Origin of the sequence: Shigella sp. FJ200513, from assembly GCF_040495915.1 — a bacterium.
Taxonomy (GTDB): Bacteria; Pseudomonadota; Gammaproteobacteria; order Enterobacterales; family Enterobacteriaceae; genus ECMA0423.
Genome location: NZ_JBDYCV010000010.1, coordinates 1 through 21,099 on the forward strand (window position 1 = coordinate 1; position 21,099 = coordinate 21,099).

Sequence of the window (21,099 nt, forward strand, 5' to 3'; positions counted from 1 at the left end):
TTTATCGTCTTGCGACGTTAAGAATCCGTATCTTCGAGTGCCCACACAGATTGTCTGATAAATTGTTAAAGAGCAGTTGCGACGCAGCTTTCAGCTCACTGTCGCGAGGTGGCGTATATCACACTTTCCTATTTCAGAGTCAACCCTGAATTTCAGGATTTTTTCTCTTCAACCGAACCGGCTGTTTGTGTGAAGTGATTCACATCCGCCGTGTCGATGGAGGCGCATTATAGGGAGTCGGCTCAGGAAGACAAGCGGAAAAATGCATTTTTATTTCAACCGTTCATCTTTTAATCATTGCGCCGGTTTTTGCTGCTTTTTTATCGCTTGCGGCAGGTCTGCCAGGCTATTTAACACCCAATCTGCCGCGTTTTCTGCTTCAGGTGTAATAGGTTTACCCGTACGCACCAGCACTTTTGTTCCCACGTTCGCCGCAACCGCTGCCTGCATATCTTCTAATTTATCGCCCACCATATAAGAAGCGGCCATATCAATATGCAAATAATCGCGTGCTGACAAAAGCATCCCCGGATGTGGTTTGCGGCAATCGCAGACCTGGCGAAACTCTTCAACACTCCCCTGCGGATGATGCGGGCAATAATAGATACCATCCAGATCGACATCTCGGTCCGCCAGCGACCAGTCCATCCACTCGGTCAGCGTTTCAAACTGTGCTTCGGTAAATTTACCGCGAGCAATGCCAGACTGGTTGGTTACTACCACCAGCGCAAAGCCCATTTTTTTTAGCTCGCGCATGGCGTCAATAACACCGTCGATAAATTCAAAGTTGTCGATCTCATGGACATAGCCGTGATCGACATTAATGGTGCCATCACGGTCAAGAAAAATTGCGGGTACGCTCTTCGCCACCTTTTATAGCTCCTTAATAAGGCATGGGACGCTAGTATCGCATGTTTCGACCTGCAAGAAAGTGCTCTTCGCATAAACCTGATTGATTTAGACGTCTGGATGCCTTAACATCCATTTCATTGACGGCGTTGCCCGTTTCAGGCATTCGAGATGCTACGACTAACTTAATGACGATAATAAATAATCAATGATAAAACTTTCGAATATCACCAAAGTGTTCCACCAGGGCACCCGCACCATCCAGGCGTTGAACAACGTCAGCCTGCATGTGCCAGCTGGACAAATTTATGGCGTTATCGGTGCCTCAGGCGCGGGTAAGAGTACGCTTATACGTTGTGTAAACTTGCTGGAGCGCCCAACCGAGGGTAGCGTGCTGGTCGATGGCCAGGAATTGACCACGCTGTCAGAATCCGAGTTGACCAAAGCTCGCCGCCAGATTGGTATGATTTTCCAGCATTTTAACCTGCTCTCTTCGCGTACTGTTTTTGGCAACGTGGCTCTGCCGCTGGAGCTGGACAACACACCGAAAGACGAGATCAAACGTCGCGTGACGGAATTGCTGTCATTGGTTGGTCTTGGCGATAAGCATGATAGCTACCCGTCGAATCTTTCCGGTGGGCAGAAACAACGTGTGGCGATTGCCCGTGCATTAGCCAGCAATCCCAAAGTATTGCTGTGTGATGAAGCCACCAGCGCGCTGGACCCGGCAACGACACGTTCTATTCTCGAACTGCTGAAAGACATTAACCGCCGTCTGGGTTTGACGATTCTGTTGATCACCCACGAAATGGACGTTGTGAAGCGTATTTGTGATTGCGTGGCGGTCATCAGCAATGGCGAACTGATCGAGCAGGACACGGTAAGTGAAGTGTTCTCGCATCCGAAAACGCCGCTGGCGCAGAAGTTTATTCAGTCGACCCTGCATCTGGATATCCCGGAAGATTACCAGGAACGTCTGCAAACGGAGCCATTTACTGACTGCGTGCCGATGCTGCGTCTGGAGTTTACCGGTCAATCGGTCGATGCCCCACTGCTTTCTGAAACCGCGCGTCGTTTCAACGTCAACAACAACATTATTAGCGCGCAGATGGACTACGCCGGTGGCGTTAAATTCGGCATCATGCTGACTGAAATGCACGGCACACAACAAGATACGCAAGCCGCCATTGCCTGGCTGCAGGAACACCATGTAAAAGTAGAGGTACTGGGTTATGTCTGAGCCGATGATGTGGCTGCTGGTTCGTGGCGTATGGGAAACGCTGGCAATGACCTTCGTATCCGGATTTTTTGGGTTTGTGATTGGTCTGCCGGTTGGCGTTCTGCTTTATGTCACGCGTCCGGGGCAAATTATTGCTAACGCGAAGCTGTATCGTACCGTTTCTGCGATTGTGAACATTTTCCGTTCCATCCCGTTCATTATCTTGCTGGTATGGATGATTCCGTTTACCCGCGTTATTGTCGGTACATCGATTGGTTTGCAGGCAGCAATTGTTCCGTTAACCGTTGGTGCAGCACCGTTTATTGCCCGTATGGTCGAGAACGCTCTGCTGGAGATCCCAACCGGGTTAATTGAAGCTTCCCGCGCAATGGGTGCCACGCCAATGCAGATCGTCTGTAAAGTGCTGTTACCGGAAGCGTTGCCGGGTCTGGTGAATGCGGCAACTATCACCCTGATTACCCTGGTCGGTTATTCCGCGATGGGTGGTGCAGTCGGTGCCGGTGGTTTAGGTCAGATTGGCTATCAGTATGGCTACATCGGCTACAACGCGACGGTGATGAATACGGTACTGGTATTGCTGGTCATTCTGGTTTATTTAATTCAGTTTGCAGGCGACCGCATCGTCCGGGCTGTCACTCGCAAGTAACGTTCAACACAACATAAATAATTGAAGAAGGAATAAGGTATGGCGTTCAAATTCAAAACCTTTGCGGCAGTGGGAGCCCTGATTGGATCACTGGCACTGGTAGGCTGCGGTCAGGATGAAAAAGATCCAAACCACATTAAAGTCGGCGTGATTGTTGGTGCCGAACAGCAGGTAGCAGAAGTCGCGCAGAAAGTTGCGAAAGACAAATATGGCCTGGACGTTGAGCTGGTAACCTTCAACGACTATGTTCTGCCAAACGAAGCATTGAGCAAAGGCGATATCGACGCCAACGCCTTCCAGCATAAACCGTACCTTGATCAGCAACTGAAAGATCGTGGCTACAAACTGGTCGCAGTAGGCAACACTTTTGTTTATCCGATTGCTGGTTACTCCAAGAAAATCAAATCACTGGATGAACTGCAGGATGGTTCGCAGGTTGCCGTGCCAAACGATCCAACTAATCTTGGTCGTTCACTGCTGCTGCTGCAAAAAGTGGGCTTGATCAAACTGAAAGATGGCGTTGGCCTGCTGCCGACCGTTCTTGATGTTGTTGAGAACCCAAAAAATCTGAAAATTGTTGAACTGGAAGCACCGCAACTGCCGCGTTCTCTGGACGACGCGCAAATCGCTCTGGCAGTTATCAATACCACCTATGCCAGCCAGATTGGCCTGACTCCGGCGAAAGACGGTATCTTTGTCGAAGATAAAGACTCCCCATACGTAAACCTGATCGTAACGCGTGAAGATAACAAAGACGCCGAGAACGTGAAGAAATTCGTCCAGGCTTATCAGTCTGATGAAGTTTACGAAGCAGCAAACAAAGTGTTTAACGGCGGCGCTGTTAAAGGCTGGTAATTTTTAGGCTGTTTCCACAATTTGTAATATCATTCAGGACGGGCGCTTGCCCGTCTTGTCATTTTTACAAGCTCCTGATTCAATATTGACGTTTTGATCATACATTGAGGAAATACTATGCGTGCTTTACCGATCTGTTTAGTAGCACTCATGCTAAGCGGCTGTTCCATGTTAAGCAGATCCCCTGTCGAACCCGTTCAAAGCACTGCACCCCAGCCGAAAGCGGAGCCTGCAAAACCGAAAGCGCCGCGCGCCACGCCGGTCCGAATTTATACCAATGCAGAAGAATTAGTCGGCAAACCGTTCCGCGATCTCGGTGAAGTCAGTGGCGACTCTTGCCAGGCCTCTAATCAGGACTCTCCGCCGAGCATTCCAACCGCACGTAAGCAGATGCAAATCAATGCCTCTAAAATGAAAGCCAATGCTGTATTACTGCATAGCTGCGAAGTCACCAGCGGTACGCCGGGCTGCTATCGTCAGGCTGTATGTATCGGCTCTGCGCTTAACATTACGGCGAAATGAGCAGTTTCCAGTTCGAGCAAATAGGCGTTATTCGCTCGCCCTATAAAGAAAAATTCGCCGTTCCGCGCCAGCCAGGTCTGGTAAAAAGCGCCAACGGCGAACTGCATCTCATAGCTTCCTACAACCAGGCCGACGCCGTTCGCGGCCTGGAAGCATTCAGCCATTTATGGATCCTTTTCGTCTTTCATCAAACGATGGAAGGCGGCTGGCGTCCGACTGTGCGTCCACCGCGCCTCGGCGGTAACGCCAGAATGGGGGTTTTCGCAACACGCTCTACTTTCCGCCCTAACCCAATTGGCATGTCGCTGGTAGAGCTGAAAGAGGTTGTTTGCCATAAAGGCAGCGTGATTCTGAAGCTCGGCAGTCTGGATCTGGTCGATGGTACGCCGGTAGTGGATATCAAACCGTATCTCCCCTTTGCCGAATCGCTTCCCGATGCCAGTGCCAGCTATGCGCAAAGTGCGCCAGCTGCAGAGATGGCGGTGAGTTTTACCGCAGAGGTCGAAAAGCAGCTTTTGACGCTGGAGAAGCGTTATCCGCAGTTAACGCTGTTTATCCGCGAAGTACTGGCGCAGGACCCGCGCCCGGCCTATCGTAAAGGTGAGGAAACGGGCAAAACCTATGCCGTCTGGCTACATGATTTTAACGTTCGCTGGCGCGTCACCGACGCAGGTTTTGAAGTCTTTGCGCTGGAACCGCGTTAAATTCACGCCCTTCTCTTTTGACATTTCTTTTGCACTGGTAAACTAAATCACTTTTTTTGTCCCAGGCTCGCCTTGAGCCTGTTCTACCTTCCAACTGGAACCGTAACAACATGCGTACTAGCCAATACCTGCTCTCCACTCTCAAGGAGACACCTGCCGACGCCGAGGTGATCAGCCATCAGCTGATGCTGCGCGCCGGGATGATCCGCAAGCTGGCCTCCGGGTTATATACCTGGCTGCCGACCGGCGTGCGCGTTCTGAAAAAAGTCGAAAACATCGTGCGTGAAGAGATGAACAACGCCGGTGCGATCGAGGTGTCGATGCCGGTGGTTCAGCCAGCCGATTTGTGGCAAGAGAGTGGTCGTTGGGAACAGTACGGTCCGGAACTGCTGCGTTTTGTTGACCGTGGCGAGCGTCCGTTCGTACTCGGCCCAACTCATGAAGAAGTTATCACTGACCTGATTCGTAACGAGCTTAGCTCTTACAAACAGCTGCCGCTGAACTTCTATCAGATCCAGACCAAGTTCCGCGACGAAGTGCGTCCGCGTTTCGGCGTCATGCGTTCCCGCGAATTCCTGATGAAAGATGCTTACTCTTTCCATACTTCTCAGGAATCCCTGCAGGAAACCTACGATGCAATGTATGCGGCCTACAGCAAAATCTTCAGCCGCATGGGGCTGGATTTCCGCGCCGTACAGGCCGACACCGGTTCTATCGGCGGCAGCGCCTCTCACGAATTCCAGGTGCTGGCGCAGAGCGGTGAAGACGATGTGGTCTTCTCCGACACCTCTGACTATGCAGCGAACATTGAACTGGCAGAAGCTATCGCGCCGAAAGAACCGCGCGCTGCTGCTACCCAGGAAATGACGCTGGTTGATACGCCGAACGCGAAAACCATCGCGGAACTGGTTGAACAGTTCAATCTGCCGATTGAGAAAACGGTTAAGACTCTGCTGGTTAAAGCGGTTGAAGGCAGTAGCTTCCCGCTGGTTGCGCTGCTGGTGCGCGGTGATCACGAGCTGAACGAAGTTAAAGCAGAAAAACTGCCGCAGGTTGCAAGCCCGCTGACTTTCGCGACCGAAGAAGAAATTCGTGCTGTGGTTAAAGCCGGTCCGGGTTCACTGGGTCCGGTAAACATGCCGATTCCGGTGGTGATTGACCGTACCGTTGCGGCGATGAGTGATTTCGCTGCTGGTGCTAACATCGATGGTAAACACTACTTCGGTATCAACTGGGATCGCGATGTCGCTACCCCGGAAGTTGCAGATATCCGTAACGTGGTGGCTGGCGATCCAAGCCCGGATGGCCAGGGTACGCTGCTGATCAAACGTGGTATCGAAGTTGGTCACATCTTCCAGCTGGGTACCAAGTACTCCGAAGCACTGAAAGCCTCCGTACAGGGTGAAGATGGCCGTAACCAAATCCTGACGATGGGTTGCTACGGTATCGGGGTAACGCGTGTGGTAGCTGCGGCGATTGAGCAGAACTACGACGAACGCGGCATCGTATGGCCTGACGCTATCGCGCCGTTCCAGGTGGCGATTCTGCCGATGAACATGCACAAATCCTTCCGCGTACAAGAGCTTGCTGAGAAACTGTACAGCGAACTGCGTGCACAAGGTATCGAAGTGCTGCTGGATGACCGCAAAGAGCGTCCGGGCGTGATGTTTGCTGATATGGAACTGATCGGTATTCCGCACACTATTGTGCTGGGCGACCGTAACCTCGACAACGACGATATCGAATATAAATATCGTCGCAACGGCGAGAAACAGTTAATTAAGACTGGTGACATCGTCGAATATCTGGTGAAACAGATTAAAGGCTGATGCCAGAAAGGGTCCTGAATTTCAGGGCCCTTTTTTACATGGATTGTATAAAATGGATAAACCAAAGGCGTACTGCCGCCTGCTTCTCCCCAGCTTTCTTTTACTTTCGGCTTGTACCGTTGATATCAGCCAGCCAGACCCATCAGCCACAGCAGTAGATGCCGAGGCAAAAACATGGGCTGTCAAATTCCAGCATCAAAGCTCTTTCACCGAACAATCAATAAAAGAAATAACGGCACCTGATCTCAAACCCGGCGATTTGCTGTTCTCCTCAAGCCTTGGGGTAACCTCATTTGGAATCCGCGTCTTCAGCACTTCCTCTGTGAGTCACGTTGCAATCTTTCTGGGTGATAATAACGTTGCAGAAGCGACAGGCGCTGGCGTCCAGATTGTTTCCCTTAAAAAAGCGATGAAGCATAGTGATAAGCTTTTCGTCTTACGAGTCCCGGATCTTACCCCGCAACAAGCCACAGATATCACCGCGTTTGCCAATAAAATCAAAGATAGCGGTTATAACTATCGCGGCATTGTCGAATTTATTCCCTTTATGGTGACTCGCCAGATGTGCTCACTGAATCCGTTCTCCGAGGATTTTCGCCAACAGTGCGTCAGCGACCTGGCGAAAGCGCAGTTAAGCAGTGTGTGCGAAGGAGACAAAAAGTCGTGGTTTTGTTCGGAATTTGTCACTGATGCATTTGCCAAATCCGGGCATCCACTTACACTGGCGCAATCGGGCTGGATTAGCCCTGCCGATCTGATGCATATGCGTATTGGTGATGTCTCTGCGTTTAAGCCAGAAACGCAGTTACAGTATGTTGGGCACCTGAAGCCTGGGATTTATATCAAGGCGGGTCGCTTTGTTGGGCTGACTCAGTGATAAAGCCAGCCTCGTGCACAAAATGCCGGATGCGGCGTAAACGCCTTATCCGGCCTACAAAATCGTGCTAATTCAAAATGTTGCATTATATGCTGTAGGCCTGATAAGCGCAGCGCATCAGGCAATTTTGCGTTTGTTTCTGCCTTAAGCAGGTTTACTGCCCCAAACTACTGCAATCCTTATTCGGGTAAAATTTACCCGCCGTATCGGGCGCTAATACTTTGGTTGGCGCACCAGTATCCGGATTAGCCTCAAGCGTAAAGTGACCTTCTACTGACAGTAACACCGGTTTTTCACTGTGACCGCGCGCAGCCAGGTAGCTACGCTCCAGCTCTGCGTTATTCGCTACCATGAAACGTTTTCCGGTCGCGCAATCAGTGAAGGTCGCCGCATCAGCCATATAAAAATACATGCCTCGCAGGGTCATCGGCGTCATAGGTAAACTGGATTGTGCCGGTTCCAGCGTATAGTTGAACTGCGATTCAATTGGATTGCCTTCACGATCGAGCATCTCCAGCGCATCGCCTTTCGCCCGATAATATGACTTTTCACCTTTGCTGTCGGTTAATACCAGCTTGTCAGCGGTTCGCGCCCATGTACCGTAGGAAGCGAAGGAGGAAGGTTCTTCACGAGCACCGAGATAACGCTCATTCATCACCCATGTTCCGTCTTTTTCGAGGAACAGAGAGATTTCGATTCCTTCGCAATCGGCACACGGTAGCACGCCGCGCCAACTTTGCGGCATCGGTTTCAGTTCGGCAGCCTGCGCCGGAGAAAGCGTATCGACTTCGGCCCGATTATTACATCCCATCAGAGTAAAGAGGCTGATTACAGCCATCGCTGTCACTATCGCTTTTTTCACCATCCATTCCTTCTTTTTATTCCCGACCGCTGCGTACTTTGCCGCGCATCGCCTTCACGCTTGATTTTTGTGCTTTCGATGCCAGCCTGCGCTCTTTCGATGCACGGGTGGGCCGCGTGGGTCGTCGGGCTTTTTGTTCTTTTGTTAAATCTTTAATCACTGCCACCAGCCGGGCCAGAGCGGCTTCGCGGTTCAGTTCCTGACTGCGGTATTCCTGTGCCTTAATGACAATCACGCCATCACTGCTGATCAAATGATGGCTGGCGGCGAGCAGACGCTCTTTGTAATACTCTGGCAGGCTGGACGCCCGAATGTCAAAACGCAGATGAATAGCCGTTGAGGTCTTATTAACATGCTGCCCGCCAGCGCCCTGCGCACGAATGGCGGTGATCTCAAGCTCACCATCGGGAATAGCAACATGTCGGGAAATCACAATCATGAAGGTTGTTGCCAGGCGGTTAAGTTAACTTCCAGATTATTCTTATCATCCGATAACCAGATAACACCATCCTGAATCGTTGCCTGCAGCGTCATGGTACGATCGGCAAAGGCGCTTACTTTCGCCAGTTGTTCATCGTCCAGATACCAGACGGAAAGATTGGCAAACTGCACACATTTGCTCTGATTTTGCTGCCACCAGATTTGCGCCGCCCGACTATTATAGGTAAACAGCGCCACTTCTGCGGCCTGGGTGCAGGCTTTCTTAATTCGTCGCTCATCCGGCAGCCCCAGCTCAATCCACAAATCAATGCCCAGGTGATCGTTACGCAGCCACGCTTCCGGCTCATCATCGGCACACAAACCACGGGTAAATTGCAGACGTTCATCAGCATATTTCAGCCACGCCAGCAAGCGCAGCATCATACGCTCCTGGGTTTCTGAAGGGTGGCGCGCCAGCGTCAGAGAGGCATCGAGAAACTGGTTGCGGTCGAGATCGGCCACATTAACCGTCGCTTTATAAATTGTCGCTTTAAGCGCCATAAGAAAACTCCTTTCGAATCAGGAGGCCATTGTAACGGAATACGTGCAGTTGCGGCGCTGATATTGCAGAAATGAGTGTGGTATAGTCACCTTGCGAAACAGAGTTTATCTTCGTAGGCTTAGACTTGCATCCACGGTTAAGTCAGAGTGCTGACAGGAGGGCATGTGGAAAAATATTGTGAGTTAATACGCAAGCGGTACGCGGAAATCGCCAGCGGAGACTTAGGATACGTTCCGGACGCGCTGGGCTGCGTTTTGAAAGTGCTGAATGAAATGGCTGCCGACGACGCCCTTTCTGAGGCTGTCAGGGAAAAAGCAGCATACGCTGCGGCAAACTTACTGGTGAGCGATTATGTCAATGAATGATACGTATCAACCAATTAATTGTGATGATTACGATAATCTTGAGCTCGCCTGCCAGCATCATTTAATGCTGACACTTGAGCTGAAAGATGGCGAAAAATTGCAGGCAAAAGCCAGTGATTTAGTCTCCCGCAAAAATGTGGAGTATCTGGTCGTCGAGGCCGCTGGCGAAACCCGCGAGCTGCGTCTGGATAAAATTACCAGCTTTAGCCACCCTGAAATCGGTACGGTGGTGGTAAGCGAATCCTGATTGACTTTCGCCGGATGCGACGTTTGATGCGTCTTATCCGGCTTTCACTTAACTAAGCGTTTTCTGCCAGACAAAACTTACGCCATTCTCACCTTCAGCCACACCTTCTTGCGTCACAAATACCCCTGCCGCCGCAATCAGCGTTTCTCCATAAAACAGCAGTGGCGTGGTGTCACGTAGCCACGGCGGCACGCCTAACTCTTGCCAGATTTTCTTCAGCTTACGTCCGCCGTTGCGCCCGACAATATGCAGCAATCCTGGCGCTTTGAAACGCACGCTGACCGCTTCGTCTGCACGCGGAGGGCGAATATCGCCTCCCGCAGTAAGCTGTACGGTTCCCAGCCCCGCCGGTAATTCCAGCGGTTGTAGCCACGTCTGCCACAGCACAATGGTTTCGCTTTGCCCGGTGACGGATTTAATCCACCACAGTTGCGACTGATAGCGGCGGATTTCAAAGGCGCCCAAACGTAAACAGGGGGAAGCATCTTCCCGCGCCAGCGCCACTTCCTGCCAGATGCGCACCAGCGCGTCGCGGGAAGGCATCGGTGCATTCTGCCCTGCCAGCCAGCGGCGAATAATCGCCGCGCGACGGGCATCACTCATCGCCAGCATTGGCGCAATCTGCAGCGTCCCCTGCGACGTTTGGCAGTGTGCTAAATCATCCGCCAGCAGTTCATCCAACAGACTCTCTTGTTCAGCACAAAGTGTGGCGCTGCGGGCCGTTGCTTCCGCAAAATGCGGCCAACGCTGCTGCAATAACGGCACTACGCGCAGGCGCAGAAAGTTACGATCGTATGAGTCGTCCTGATTACTTTCGTCTTCAATCCAGCGTAAACCATGCGCCAATGCCCACTGCTCCAGTTCCCCCCGCGTGCGGGCAAGCAACGGGCGGATAAGCCGTGTTCCAGCAAACTCCGAAACTTCCGCCATAGCCGAAAGCCCGGCAGGGCCGCTACCGCGTTTTAGCGCCAGCAGAAAGGTTTCACATTGATCGTCGAGATGTTGCGCGGTGACCAGCACTTCGCCGGGCAATAGGGTACGGGCAAATGCCTGATAACGTGCCTGCCGCGCCTGGGCCTCAATCCCCAGCCCCTCTTGCGCAAGTTGTACGCGTTCGACCACCAGCGGCACCTGCCACTGTTGGCAGACGTTTTCGCAATGCGTAACCCAGGCATCGGCATTGGCACTTAAACCGTGATGCACATGAATAGCGCGCAGAGTGACGCCCGGATTTTCCGTCCGCCACTGCACCAACTGATGCAGCAGAACGGTGGAGTCAAGCCCGCCGCTAAAGGCCACCAGAATCTGGCGTGAGGTGAGAAGTTGTCTATTGAGCGTGAGTGTCATGATGGTGCGATTTTACAGTAGCAATGCCCGGCACGTTACCGGGCAAATGCGGCGATGACAAGCCTTACTGCTCATACAGTTCCAACGGCAGCCCGTCCGGATCGTTAAAGAAGGTGAAGCGTTTTTGCGTGTATGGATCGACACGGATGGCTTCACACTTCACGTTATGGCTTTCAAGGTGCGCCACTGCCGCATCGATGTCATCAACGCTAAAAGCCAGATGACGCAGGCCGCAAGCTTCCGGTCGGCTGGGGCGCTCCGGCGGGAACGGAAAAGAGAAAAGCTCAATCACATATTGCCCATTAAGCGCCAAATCCCCTTTCCACGAGTCGCGCGCTTCGCGATAGACTTCGCTTTGCAGCGTGAAACCAAGAATATCGCAGTAGAAAGCTTTGCTCACCGCATAATCCGTCGCAATAATCGCAATATGGTGAACCTGTTTTAAACCCAGCATAACGTCTCCTTTATTTGTTAACAGCACGTTACTCGCCCGGAAGCCGCTCTGGCAAGTTATCCCGCCATTTTTAGGACTCGTACGCGGTAAACGCCGTCTTCGTCCTGTTTCGCGCCGTGAATATCCGTTTCAAAACCGGGGTAATGTTGCCCTACGGAACAAAGCATCAGTAGAAAATCGAGTACCGTGCGGCTCTCTTTGGTCAGCATTTCTCCTGGCATCAACAGCGGTACGCCCGGTGGATAAGGCAGGATCATATTTGCCGATACTCTACCGACCAGTTGTTCCAGCGCAATGGTTTCTACTTCACCTTTAATCTGTCTCTGCCATGCCTGATGTGGCGTCATGATCATTTCCGGCAAAGTATCGAATGCCCGCAACATCAAACCGGAAAGATCGTGTTTACGAATCAGCTTATGGATCCCTTGCGCCAGATCCTGAATACGCATATTGCGGTAGAAATCGGGATCTTCAGCATAGAGATCGGGCAGCATATTTTTGATCCGCAGGTTGAGATCGTAAGAGCGCTTAAATTCCGTCAACCCACGCAATAATCCCATTGCTTTGGTTTTATCGATGCCAATACTAAAGAGAAACAGCAGGTTATAAGGGCCGGTTTTCTCTACTACGATCCCACGTTCGTCGAGGAATTTTGCTACCAGCGCCGCCGGGATCCCCTCCTCACTCATATTGCCCTGTTCGTCCATCCCCGGTGTCAAAATAGTGACTTTAACCGGATCGAGAAACATATGATCGGCATCCGCATCGTTAAAGCCGTGCCATTGTTCGCCAGGCGCAACGGGCCTGCATTCGGCTTCATCCACCTGCGGCGGTTGCCAGATATCGAAAAACCAACCGTCAGACTCTTCCCGCAGCCGCTGGACCTCTTTGCGAAAATGCAGCGCCCGCTCCACCGAACGGTTAATCAGCCGTTTGCCCGGATTACCACGCAGCATCGCCGCCGCCGTCTTAACCGAAGCAACAATGGGATAACTGGGCGAGGTGGTGGTATGCATCATAAAGGCTTCGTTAAACGCCTCTTCGTCATACTCGCCTTTAATGTGGATCAGTGAAGCCTGCGATAACGCCGCCAGCATTTTGTGGGTCGATTGCGTTTCGAAGAAAACTTTTCCCGCAACACGCTCGCCGCTCATACCACTTTTACCCTGGTAGATTGGATGAAAATGAGTATACGGCACCCAGGCGGAATCGAAGTGGATCGACGGGACATCCAGCGTCTGTTTGATCCAGTCGGTGTTGTAGAGCAAACCATCATAGGTGGAGTTGGTGATCACCGCATGAACCGGCCATTGTGCTTGCGTAGTGGCAGCGACTTTCTCTTCGATGCTGTCGCGAGTAAATTCACGGCGCGGGATCCCCCCCAGAATCCCCAACGCATTACGCGTCGGTTTCAGCCAGACTGGCACTACATCGTTCATCATCAACAGATGCGCCAGTGATTTATGGCAGTTGCGGTCGATCAACAGCGTACTGCCGGATGGCGCGGCGTACATACCCACAATTTTGTTCGACGTCGATATTCCGTTGGTAACGATATAACTCTGTTCCGCGCCAAAAGTCCGCGCGATGTACTCTTCCGCTTCCAGGTGTGGCCCGGTGTGGTCAAGCAACGAACCAAGCTCGGTGACCGAAATAGAGACATCAGCCTTAAGGGTATTCCCGCCGAAAAAATCATAAAACAGACAGCCAACCGGGCTTTTTTGATATGCGGTGCCGCCCATATGCCCCGGCGTACAAAAGGTGTACTTCCGCTCTTTGACGTAGGTAAACAAGGCTTTCGTGAACGGCGGCGTAATGTTATCAAGATATTCGTTGGTGTACTGACGCATACGAATGGCGATATCTTCCGCCTGCCCCAGCGCATATTCAAAAAACCAGAGCGCCATCCGCATATCCTGCACGCTGACATCCATCGTCGAGTGGGTGTTGATGAAGGCATAAAGCGGGAGATATTCATTAAGTTGATTGATATCGCTGCATAAATCGAGACTGTACTCATCCCAGTCAAAAATCACGCCGCAAATTCGAGGGTTATGTTCGATAAATTTCAGCAAATCAACGCTGTTTTGTGGCCAGATAATCTGAAAGCCTTGCGCCACCAGCGCCGACTCCAGTTCTTTGATGGGCTCATCTTTATAAAAGACGCCATGCGGTCCCATAATGGCAATGATGTTCATGTGTTCCTCCTGGAAAATCCTTCCTTAATCATAGCCTGCTCAAACCGTGGCGATAAAAAAGGGCCACCGAAGTGACCCTTTTTCAGAACTTTTGCGAATTACGCGTAACCGTAGCTCATCAGGCGCTGATAACGACGATTTTTTAAATCTTCAGTGCTTAACACATCGAGATCGGCCAGATCCGCCAGCAGTTGCGCTTTCAACGATGCCGCCATCGCTTCCGGGTTACGGTGAGCGCCGCCCAGCGGTTCCGGGATGATGGAGTCGATCAGTTTCAGCTCTTTCAGACGCGGAGCGATGATACCCATCGCTTCAGCCGCCAGCGGCGCTTTGTCGGCGCTCTTCCACAGAATGGACGCACAACCTTCCGGCGAGATAACGGAATAGGTGCTGTATTGCAGCATATTCACTTTATCGCCCACGCCAATCGCCAGCGCACCGCCAGAACCACCTTCACCGATAACCGTACAAACTACCGGTACGCCAAGGCGAGACATTTCACGCAGGTTGCGTGCAATGGCTTCAGACTGACCACGCTCTTCTGCGCCCACGCCAGGATAAGCCCCCGGGGTGTCGATAAAGGTGATGATAGGCATCTTAAAGCGTTCAGCCATTTGCATCAGACGCAGTGCTTTGCGGTAACCTTCTGGCGCTGGCATACCAAAGTTACGGCGAATTTTTTCTTTGGTTTCACGACCTTTTTGATGACCAATGATCATCACCGGACGACCATCGAGACGGGCGATACCACCGACGATAGCTTTATCGTCTGCATACGCACGGTCGCCAGCCAGTTCGTCAAATTCATCAAATGCCAGGCGAACGTAATCCAGGGTATAAGGACGCTGCGGATGGCGTGCCAGTTGCGCAATCTGCCATGCACCGAGATCGGCGAAGATTTTACGCGTCAGTTCTACGCTTTTTTCACGCAGACGATGCACTTCTTCATCGATGTTAATATCCAGTTTCTCATCCTGACGGCTAACCGCAGTCAGAGAATCGATTTTCGCTTCCAGCTCTGCAATCGGCTGTTCAAAATCAAGGAAATTCAGACTCATAGTATTCCTGTATTAGTCAAACTCCAGTTCCACCTGCTCCGAACCAATGAGGCCACGGAGATCGTTTAATAAACGATCGCTCGGAGAGACACGCCACGTCGCGCCAAAACGCAACCGCGCGCGTGCATCCGCCCTCTGATAGTAGAGATGTACTGGAATTGTCCCAGAGCGGTGGGGTTCCAGAGACTGACGGAGTCGGTTTAAAAGCTGGTCATCAATTTGCCTGTCCGTCAGCGAGATAGCAAGCCCGCGAGCATATTTTTCCCGGGCTTCGTCAATATCCATCACTTCGCGAGCGGTCATTTTAAGCCCACCGCTGAAGTCATCAAAGCTGACCTGTCCGCTGACGATAAGTATGCGGTCTTTTTCCAGCAATTGCTGGTATTTATCCAGGGCGTCAGTAAACAACATCACTTCCAGCCGCCCGGAACGGTCATCCAGCGTGCAGATACCGATACGATTGCCGCGCTTGGTGACCATAACCCGCGCGGCAACAACGAGCCCCGCAGCCGTGATGACTTTACCACGTTCTGTCGGGTGCATGTCTTTCAGCCTTACGCCTCCGACATAACGCTCAATCTCTTTTAAATACTGGTTGATAGGGTGTCCGGTCAGGTACAGGCCTAACGTTTCACGTTCCCCATCTAATACCACCTGCTCCGGCCACGGTTGGCAGCTGGCGTAGGATTGTTCAATTTGTTCCGGCTCTTCGGCCAGCACGCCGAACATATCGGCCTGACCGATAGCTTCCGCTTTCGCGTGTTGATCTGCCGCTTTTAACGCATCACCCAGCGAGTTCATCAGCGCCGCGCGGTGTGGCCCAAGACGGTCAAACGCCCCGGACATGATCAGTTTTTCCAGCACCCGCCGGTTTAACTTTTTGGTGTCGGTACGGGCGCAGAGATCAAACAGTTCGCGGAAGTAGCCGCCTTTATTACGGGCTTCGATGATGGCCTCAATCGGACCTTCACCTACCCCTTTGATGGCGCCAATACCATACACGATTTCGCCATCGTCGTTGACGTGGAAATGGTAAAGACCGGAGTTTATATCTGGTGGCAGGATTTTCAGCCCCATCCGCCAGCACTCATCCACCAGGCCCACCACCTTCTCGGTGTTGTCCATATCGGCGGTCATTACCGCCGCCATAAACTCCGCCGGATAGTGCGCTTTCAGCCATAACGTTTGATATGACACCAAAGCATAGGCCGCAGAGTGCGATTTGTTAAATCCGTAACCCGCGAATTTCTCCACCAGGTCGAAGATTTTCATCGCCAGTTCGGCGTTGATTCCGTTCTTTTCTGCACCTTCAGCAAATACAGAACGCTGCTTAGCCATCTCTTCCGGCTTTTTCTTACCCATCGCACGGCGCAGCATATCCGCGCCACCGAGGGTATAACCAGAAAGCACCTGGGCAATCTGCATGACCTGTTCCTGATACAAGATAATGCCGTAGGTTGGCTCCAGTACCGATTTCAGGCTTTCATGCTGCCACTGCACGTCCGGATAGGAGATCTCTTCACGACCATGTTTACGGTCGATAAAGTTATCCACCATCCCTGACTGCAACGGACCAGGGCGGAACAGTGCCACCAGTGCGATCATATCTTCGAAGCAGTCAGGTTGCAGACGCTTGATCAGGTCCTTCATGCCGCGCGATTCAAGCTGGAATACCGCCGTGGTTTCCGAGCGTTGCAGCATGTCGAAGCTTTTCTTGTCATCCAGCGGGATCGCGGCGATATCCAGCGGTGGCTCGCCATTCTTCGCCCGCCGCTTGTTGATCATCTCCAGCGCCCAGTTGATGATGGTGAGCGTACGCAAACCAAGGAAGTCGAACTTCACCAGTCCGGCGTATTCAACGTCGCTTTTATCAAACTGGGTGACCGGATGTTTGCCCTCTTCATCGCAATAAAGCGGCGCAAAATCGGTAATTTTGGTCGGCGCGATAACCACCCCACCGGCGTGCTTACCGGCGTTACGGGTGACCCCTTCCAGTTTGCGCGCCATGTCGATCAGCGCCTTAACTTCTTCATCCGCTTCGTAGATTTCCGGCAGCTGCGGCTCGGCTTCAAACGCTTTCGCCAGCGTCATCCCCGGATCGGGCGGGATCAGTTTCGAGATACGGTCGACAAAGCCGTACGGATGCCCCAGCACGCGGCCTACGTCGCGGATCACCGCTTTCGCCGCCATCGTACCGAAGGTGATAATCTGCGATACCGCATCACGACCGTACATGTCCGCCACGTGTTCGATAACCTGATCGCGTTTCTCCATACAGAAGTCAACGTCGAAGTCAGGCATGGAGACACGTTCCGGGTTAAGGAAACGTTCGAACAGCAGGTCAAATTCCAGCGGATCGAGGTCGGTGATTTTCAGCGCGTAGGCCACCAGTGAACCCGCACCGGAGCCACGGCCTGGCCCTACCGGTACGCCGTTATCTTTCGACCACTGGATAAATTCCATAACGATGAGGAAGTAGCCCGGGAAGCCCATCTGGTTGATAACCTGAAGTTCAGTCTCCAGACGTTCGTCATATTCCGGGCGGCGTTTAAGACGTTCTTCCTCGTCAGGGAATAAAAATGCCAGACGCTCTTCCAGGCCTTCTTTTGCACGCTTGACCAGATAATCTTCGGTGCTCATGTCCCCGGTCGGGAACTGCGGCAGGAAGTATTCACCAAGACGCACAGTTACGTTACAGCGTTTGGCGATCTCAACGGTGTTGGCAAGGGCTTCTGGGATGTCGGCAAACAGCTCACACATCTCCTCTTCGCTACGCATATATTGCTGCGGCGAATAGTTACGCGGGCGTTTAGGATCGTCGAGGGTAAAGCCGTCGTGGATCGCGACGCGGATTTCGTGTGCGTCAAAGTCGCTGCTGTCGATAAAGCGCACATCGTTAGTCGCCACGACGGGCAAACCGCGCGCTTCCGCCAGTTCCACCGCCGCGTGCAGATAGCTTTCTTCATCCGGCCTGCCGGTGCGGATCAGCTCGAGAAAATAGCGATCCGGGAAGTGTTCTTCATAAAACGCGACACACTCATCTACCAGCGCGCTGTTACCACGCAAAAGACTGCGTCCGACGTCGCCCATGCGCCCGCCGGAAAGAAGGATCAACCCTTCGTTTAATTCGATAAGCCAGTCGCGATCGATGATCGGCCCGGCGGCACCGTACCCGCGCTGATACGCTTTTGAGATCAGCAACGCCAGATTCTGATAGCCGGTATTGTTCGCCGCCAGTACCGTCAGGTGGGTTAACTCATCACCCAGCAGGTCGCACTGGACATTAAAATCTGCCCCGACGATAGGCTTAATCCCTGCGCCATGTCCCGCTCCGTAGAACTTCACCAGACCGCAAAGGTTGGTGAAATCGGTGATCGCCAGTGCTGGCATACCCAACGCCGCCGCCTTTTTTACCAGCGGTGCGGTTTTGGCCAAGCCATCGATCATCGAGTAGTCGCTGTGCACCCGCAGGTGTACGAAACGTGGTTCAGACATCTTCAGATTCCGGTTTACTTAATCTCGACACAAGAATCAGGACGCAAGTCCCAGTGCGCGTTTGACAGGCCCAAAGCTGCGACGATGATGTTCAGTCGCGCCATATTCAGCCAGTTTTTCCAGATGAAAAGCGGTTGGATACCCTTTATGTTGGGCAAAACCATATTGCGGGAAAACAATATCCAGCGCCGCCATTTCGGCGTCACGCGTCACTTTCGCCAGGATAGACGCGGCACTGATTTCTGGTACGCGGCTATCCCCTTTCACCACAGCCATCGCAGGCATCGGTAATTTCGGGCAGCGGTTACCATCAATCAACACATATTCCGGCGCAATATGCAGCCCAGCGACGGCACGCTGCATCGCCAGCATGGTCGCATGAAGAATGTTCAGCTCGTCGATTTCGTGGGGTTCCGCGCGGCCCAGACTCCAGCTCAACGCTTTCTCTTTGATCTCTTCATAGAGCGCCAGACGGCGTTTTTCGCTCAGCTTTTTGGAATCATTCAGCCCGGCAATCGGGCGCGCCGGGTCAAGGATCACCGCAGCGGTGACGACCGCGCCAACTAACGGCCCGCGTCCGACTTCATCCACACCCGCAACCAGCTGCGTGTGCGGATAAACAAATTCGATCATTGTGCTAACTCCAGAACGGCTTGTGCCGCCTGCTCATCGGCATTGCAGCGGATCTGCTGATGCAGTTCACGGAAGGTATCGTGCATCGCGTGGCTGGTTTTCCCGTTCGCCAACAGCGGTAACAGCGCCGCAGCCAGTTTTTGCGGCTCACACTCTTCCTGCAATAACTCTTTGACTAACTCTCTGCCCGCCAGCAGATTTGGCAGCGAGACATAATCAGTTTTCACCAGCCGCTTCGCCAACCAGAAGGTAAAAGGCTTCATGCGATATCCCACCACCATCGGGCATTTCGCCAGCATACACTCCAGGGCTGCCGTCCCCGACGCCAGTAGTGCCGCATCGCTGGCGACCATCGCCTCACGGCCCATTCCATCCAGCAAATGAACCGACAGGTCTGGCGCGACTTCAGCTTTGATGCGTTCAAACTGCTCGCGGCGTTTGGCATTCACCAGCGGCACCACGATTTCGAGATCCGGATATGTCTGGCGCAAAAGCTGGGCAGTTTTCAAGAAATCGGCACTAAGCATTTCGACTTCTGCACCACGGCTGCCCGGCAACAATGCCAGACAGTGGGCATCGTAAGGGATCCCCAGCACATCACGGGCACCATTTTTATCTGGATCTAACGGCATGGCATCAGCCATGGTATGACCGATAAAGCGGCACGGTACATTGTATTTGTCATAAAACGCTTTTTCGAAAGGCAGAAATGCGAGCACCAGATCGGTGGCTCTGCCTATTTTGAAAACGCGTTTCTGTCGCCACGCCCAGACGGATGGACTGACGTAATGAATGGTTTTGATACCCTGCTTTTTGAGGTTACCTTCAAGAGTAATATTGAAGTCGGGCGCATCAATACCAACAAAAACATCTGGCTTCAGTTCGCCAAAACGCTTTGTCAGATCGGCACGAATATGCAGTAAGCGACGCAGACGACCGAGCACTTCAACAATGCCCATCACCGCCAGTTCTTCCATTTCGTACCAGGCTTCGCAGCCTTCAGCCTGCATTCGTGGCCCGGCAACACCAACAAAGCGGGCGTTGGGCACACGTTCTTTCAGAGCGCGGATTAAACCGGCCCCCAGGATATCGCCGGAGGTTTCTCCGGCGACCAGGGCAATCGTTAATGGACGCTGGTCAGTCATTAACGAATCAGACCGCGCGTTGAGCGTGCAAAGAAATCGGTAAAGGCTTTCACTTCCGGATATGTTTCCGCCAGTTCAGCAATTTCCGGTTTCACTTCATCGAGCGTTTTACCGCTACGATAAATTAGCTTATACGCATTGCGGATAGCGGTAATCGCCTCACGGCTGAATCCGCGGCGCTTCAGCCCTTCGATATTGACACCGAACGGCGTTGCGTGGTTACCCTGCGCAATAACATAAGGAGGGACGTCCTGCGCCACACCGGAGCAGCCGCCAACCATCACATGCGCACCAATGATGCAGAACTGATGGACTGCGGTCATGCCGCCGATGATCGCGAAGTCGTCAACCGATACGTGACCCGCCAGCGTTGCGTTGTTGGCGAGAATACAGCGGTTACCTACCGTACAATCGTGCGCAATGTGCGCGTTGATCATCAGTAAGTTGTCGCTGCCCACCTTCGTCAATCCACCGCCCTGGACTGTGCCACGATGAATGGTGACGCTTTCGCGAATGCGGTTACGATCGCCGATTTCCACACGGGTCGGTTCGCCAGCATATTTCAAATCCTGGTTAACTTCGCCGATGGAGGCAAACTGATAAATCTCATTATCGCGGCCAATTTTAGTATGACCATTCACGACAACGTGAGATTTCAGTACGGTACCCTCACCAATTTCGACATGGGGTCCAACGATACAAAAAGGACCAATGTGTGCGTTCGCGCCAATTGACGCGCCCTCTTCCACAATGGCGGTTGGATGCACAAAGGCGGATTTATCAATCACGTA

At 52.5% G+C, this 21,099-nt stretch carries 21 protein-coding genes; 9 read left to right on the forward strand and 12 right to left on the reverse strand.

All coding sequences use genetic code 11. The features are described from left to right. Positions 1-294: 294 nt before the first annotated feature. Positions 295-870, reverse strand: coding sequence for a D-glycero-beta-D-manno-heptose 1,7-bisphosphate 7-phosphatase (gene gmhB, locus ABZJ92_RS03760; protein WP_001140187.1), 576 nt, complete (start codon positions 868-870; stop codon positions 295-297). 187 nt (positions 871-1,057) lie between these two features. Here gmhB and metN point away from each other — a divergent pair, with 187 nt between their 5' ends. The 7 genes from metN to ABZJ92_RS03795 all read left to right on the forward strand — a co-directional run bounded on the left by metN (position 1,058) and on the right by ABZJ92_RS03795 (position 7,522). Further along, a complete protein-coding gene (gene metN, locus ABZJ92_RS03765) occupies positions 1,058-2,089 on the forward strand; it encodes a methionine ABC transporter ATP-binding protein MetN (RefSeq protein WP_000593997.1) in 1,032 nt (343 codons plus the stop codon). Continuing rightward, positions 2,082-2,735 (forward strand): methionine ABC transporter permease MetI, encoded by a 654-nt coding sequence (locus ABZJ92_RS03770; protein ID WP_001294596.1) that lies wholly within the window; start codon positions 2,082-2,084, stop codon positions 2,733-2,735. Before metN ends, ABZJ92_RS03770 begins: the two co-directional genes overlap by 8 nt. Positions 2,736-2,774: 39 nt before the next feature. Further along, positions 2,775-3,590, forward strand: a complete 816-nt coding sequence (gene metQ / locus ABZJ92_RS03775; RefSeq protein WP_000874224.1) for a methionine ABC transporter substrate-binding lipoprotein MetQ — start codon at positions 2,775-2,777, stop codon at positions 3,588-3,590. 117 nt (positions 3,591-3,707) lie between these two features. After that, a complete protein-coding gene (gene rcsF, locus ABZJ92_RS03780; RefSeq protein WP_001202325.1) occupies positions 3,708-4,112 on the forward strand; it encodes an Rcs stress response system protein RcsF in 405 nt (134 codons plus the stop codon). Next, on the forward strand, positions 4,109-4,816 hold the full coding sequence (gene tsaA / locus ABZJ92_RS03785) for a tRNA (N6-threonylcarbamoyladenosine(37)-N6)-methyltransferase TrmO (RefSeq protein ID WP_000094030.1): 708 nt from the start codon (positions 4,109-4,111) through the stop codon (positions 4,814-4,816). The genes rcsF and tsaA overlap by 4 nt, the downstream gene beginning before the upstream one ends. Before the next feature lie 110 nt (positions 4,817-4,926). Beyond that, a complete protein-coding gene (proS, locus tag ABZJ92_RS03790) occupies positions 4,927-6,645 on the forward strand; it encodes a proline--tRNA ligase (protein WP_001260712.1) in 1,719 nt (572 codons plus the stop codon). 52 nt (positions 6,646-6,697) lie between these two features. After that, positions 6,698-7,522 (forward strand): YaeF family permuted papain-like enzyme, encoded by an 825-nt coding sequence (locus ABZJ92_RS03795; RefSeq protein WP_005053355.1) that lies wholly within the window; start codon positions 6,698-6,700, stop codon positions 7,520-7,522. A 154-nt stretch (positions 7,523-7,676) separates the two neighbouring features. On the opposite strand, the gene nlpE is transcribed toward ABZJ92_RS03795, so the two are convergent. Genes nlpE through ABZJ92_RS03810 form a run of 3 tightly spaced genes read right to left on the reverse strand, consistent with a single transcriptional unit; the run spans position 7,677 to position 9,365 of the window. Next, the gene (gene nlpE, locus ABZJ92_RS03800) at positions 7,677-8,387 is read right to left on the reverse strand and encodes an envelope stress response activation lipoprotein NlpE (protein ID WP_000239155.1); all 711 of its coding nucleotides are present in this window, start codon (positions 8,385-8,387) and stop codon (positions 7,677-7,679) included. A 13-nt stretch (positions 8,388-8,400) separates the two neighbouring features. Continuing rightward, positions 8,401-8,823 (reverse strand): alternative ribosome rescue aminoacyl-tRNA hydrolase ArfB, encoded by a 423-nt coding sequence (gene arfB, locus ABZJ92_RS03805; RefSeq protein WP_000635538.1) that lies wholly within the window; start codon positions 8,821-8,823, stop codon positions 8,401-8,403. Further along, positions 8,820-9,365: a YaeQ family protein gene (locus tag ABZJ92_RS03810; RefSeq protein ID WP_001185290.1), complete on the reverse strand. Its 546-nt coding sequence runs from the start codon at positions 9,363-9,365 to the stop codon at positions 8,820-8,822. The genes arfB and ABZJ92_RS03810 overlap by 4 nt, the downstream gene beginning before the upstream one ends. Before the next feature lie 165 nt (positions 9,366-9,530). Here ABZJ92_RS03810 and ABZJ92_RS03815 point away from each other — a divergent pair, with 165 nt between their 5' ends. Together ABZJ92_RS03815 and rof are read left to right on the forward strand one after the other, a co-directional pair. Further along, complete coding sequence (locus ABZJ92_RS03815) at positions 9,531-9,731, forward strand: YaeP family protein (RefSeq protein WP_000417058.1); 201 nt, start codon at positions 9,531-9,533, stop codon at positions 9,729-9,731. Further along, on the forward strand, positions 9,718-9,978 hold the full coding sequence (rof, locus tag ABZJ92_RS03820; protein ID WP_000062312.1) for a Rho-binding antiterminator: 261 nt from the start codon (positions 9,718-9,720) through the stop codon (positions 9,976-9,978). Before ABZJ92_RS03815 ends, rof begins: the two co-directional genes overlap by 14 nt. Positions 9,979-10,026: 48 nt before the next feature. Here rof and tilS read toward each other — a convergent pair whose 3' ends face one another. The 8 genes from tilS to lpxA all read right to left on the reverse strand — a co-directional run bounded on the left by tilS (position 10,027) and on the right by lpxA (position 21,096). After that, entirely contained in the window at positions 10,027-11,325 is a 1,299-nt protein-coding gene (tilS, locus tag ABZJ92_RS03825) for a tRNA lysidine(34) synthetase TilS (RefSeq protein WP_000176576.1), read from the reverse strand. 64 nt (positions 11,326-11,389) lie between these two features. Further along, positions 11,390-11,779 (reverse strand): VOC family protein, encoded by a 390-nt coding sequence (locus ABZJ92_RS03830; RefSeq protein WP_000901098.1) that lies wholly within the window; start codon positions 11,777-11,779, stop codon positions 11,390-11,392. Between the two features lie 56 nt (positions 11,780-11,835). Beyond that, a complete protein-coding gene (gene ldcC / locus ABZJ92_RS03835; protein ID WP_001020991.1) occupies positions 11,836-13,977 on the reverse strand; it encodes a lysine decarboxylase LdcC in 2,142 nt (713 codons plus the stop codon). Between the two features lie 98 nt (positions 13,978-14,075). Next, complete coding sequence (gene accA, locus ABZJ92_RS03840; protein WP_000055741.1) at positions 14,076-15,035, reverse strand: acetyl-CoA carboxylase carboxyl transferase subunit alpha; 960 nt, start codon at positions 15,033-15,035, stop codon at positions 14,076-14,078. A gap of 12 nt (positions 15,036-15,047) precedes the next feature. Further along, a complete protein-coding gene (gene dnaE, locus ABZJ92_RS03845) occupies positions 15,048-18,530 on the reverse strand; it encodes a DNA polymerase III subunit alpha (RefSeq protein WP_001294740.1) in 3,483 nt (1,160 codons plus the stop codon). A 36-nt stretch (positions 18,531-18,566) separates the two neighbouring features. Further along, a complete protein-coding gene (rnhB, locus tag ABZJ92_RS03850; RefSeq protein ID WP_000569431.1) occupies positions 18,567-19,163 on the reverse strand; it encodes a ribonuclease HII in 597 nt (198 codons plus the stop codon). Further along, positions 19,160-20,308, reverse strand: a complete 1,149-nt coding sequence (gene lpxB / locus ABZJ92_RS03855) for a lipid-A-disaccharide synthase (protein WP_000132065.1) — start codon at positions 20,306-20,308, stop codon at positions 19,160-19,162. Before lpxB ends, rnhB begins: the two co-directional genes overlap by 4 nt. Then, positions 20,308-21,096: an acyl-ACP--UDP-N-acetylglucosamine O-acyltransferase gene (gene lpxA / locus ABZJ92_RS03860; protein WP_000565966.1), complete on the reverse strand. Its 789-nt coding sequence runs from the start codon at positions 21,094-21,096 to the stop codon at positions 20,308-20,310. The genes lpxB and lpxA overlap by 1 nt, the downstream gene beginning before the upstream one ends. Between the last annotated feature and the right edge of the window lie 3 nt (positions 21,097-21,099).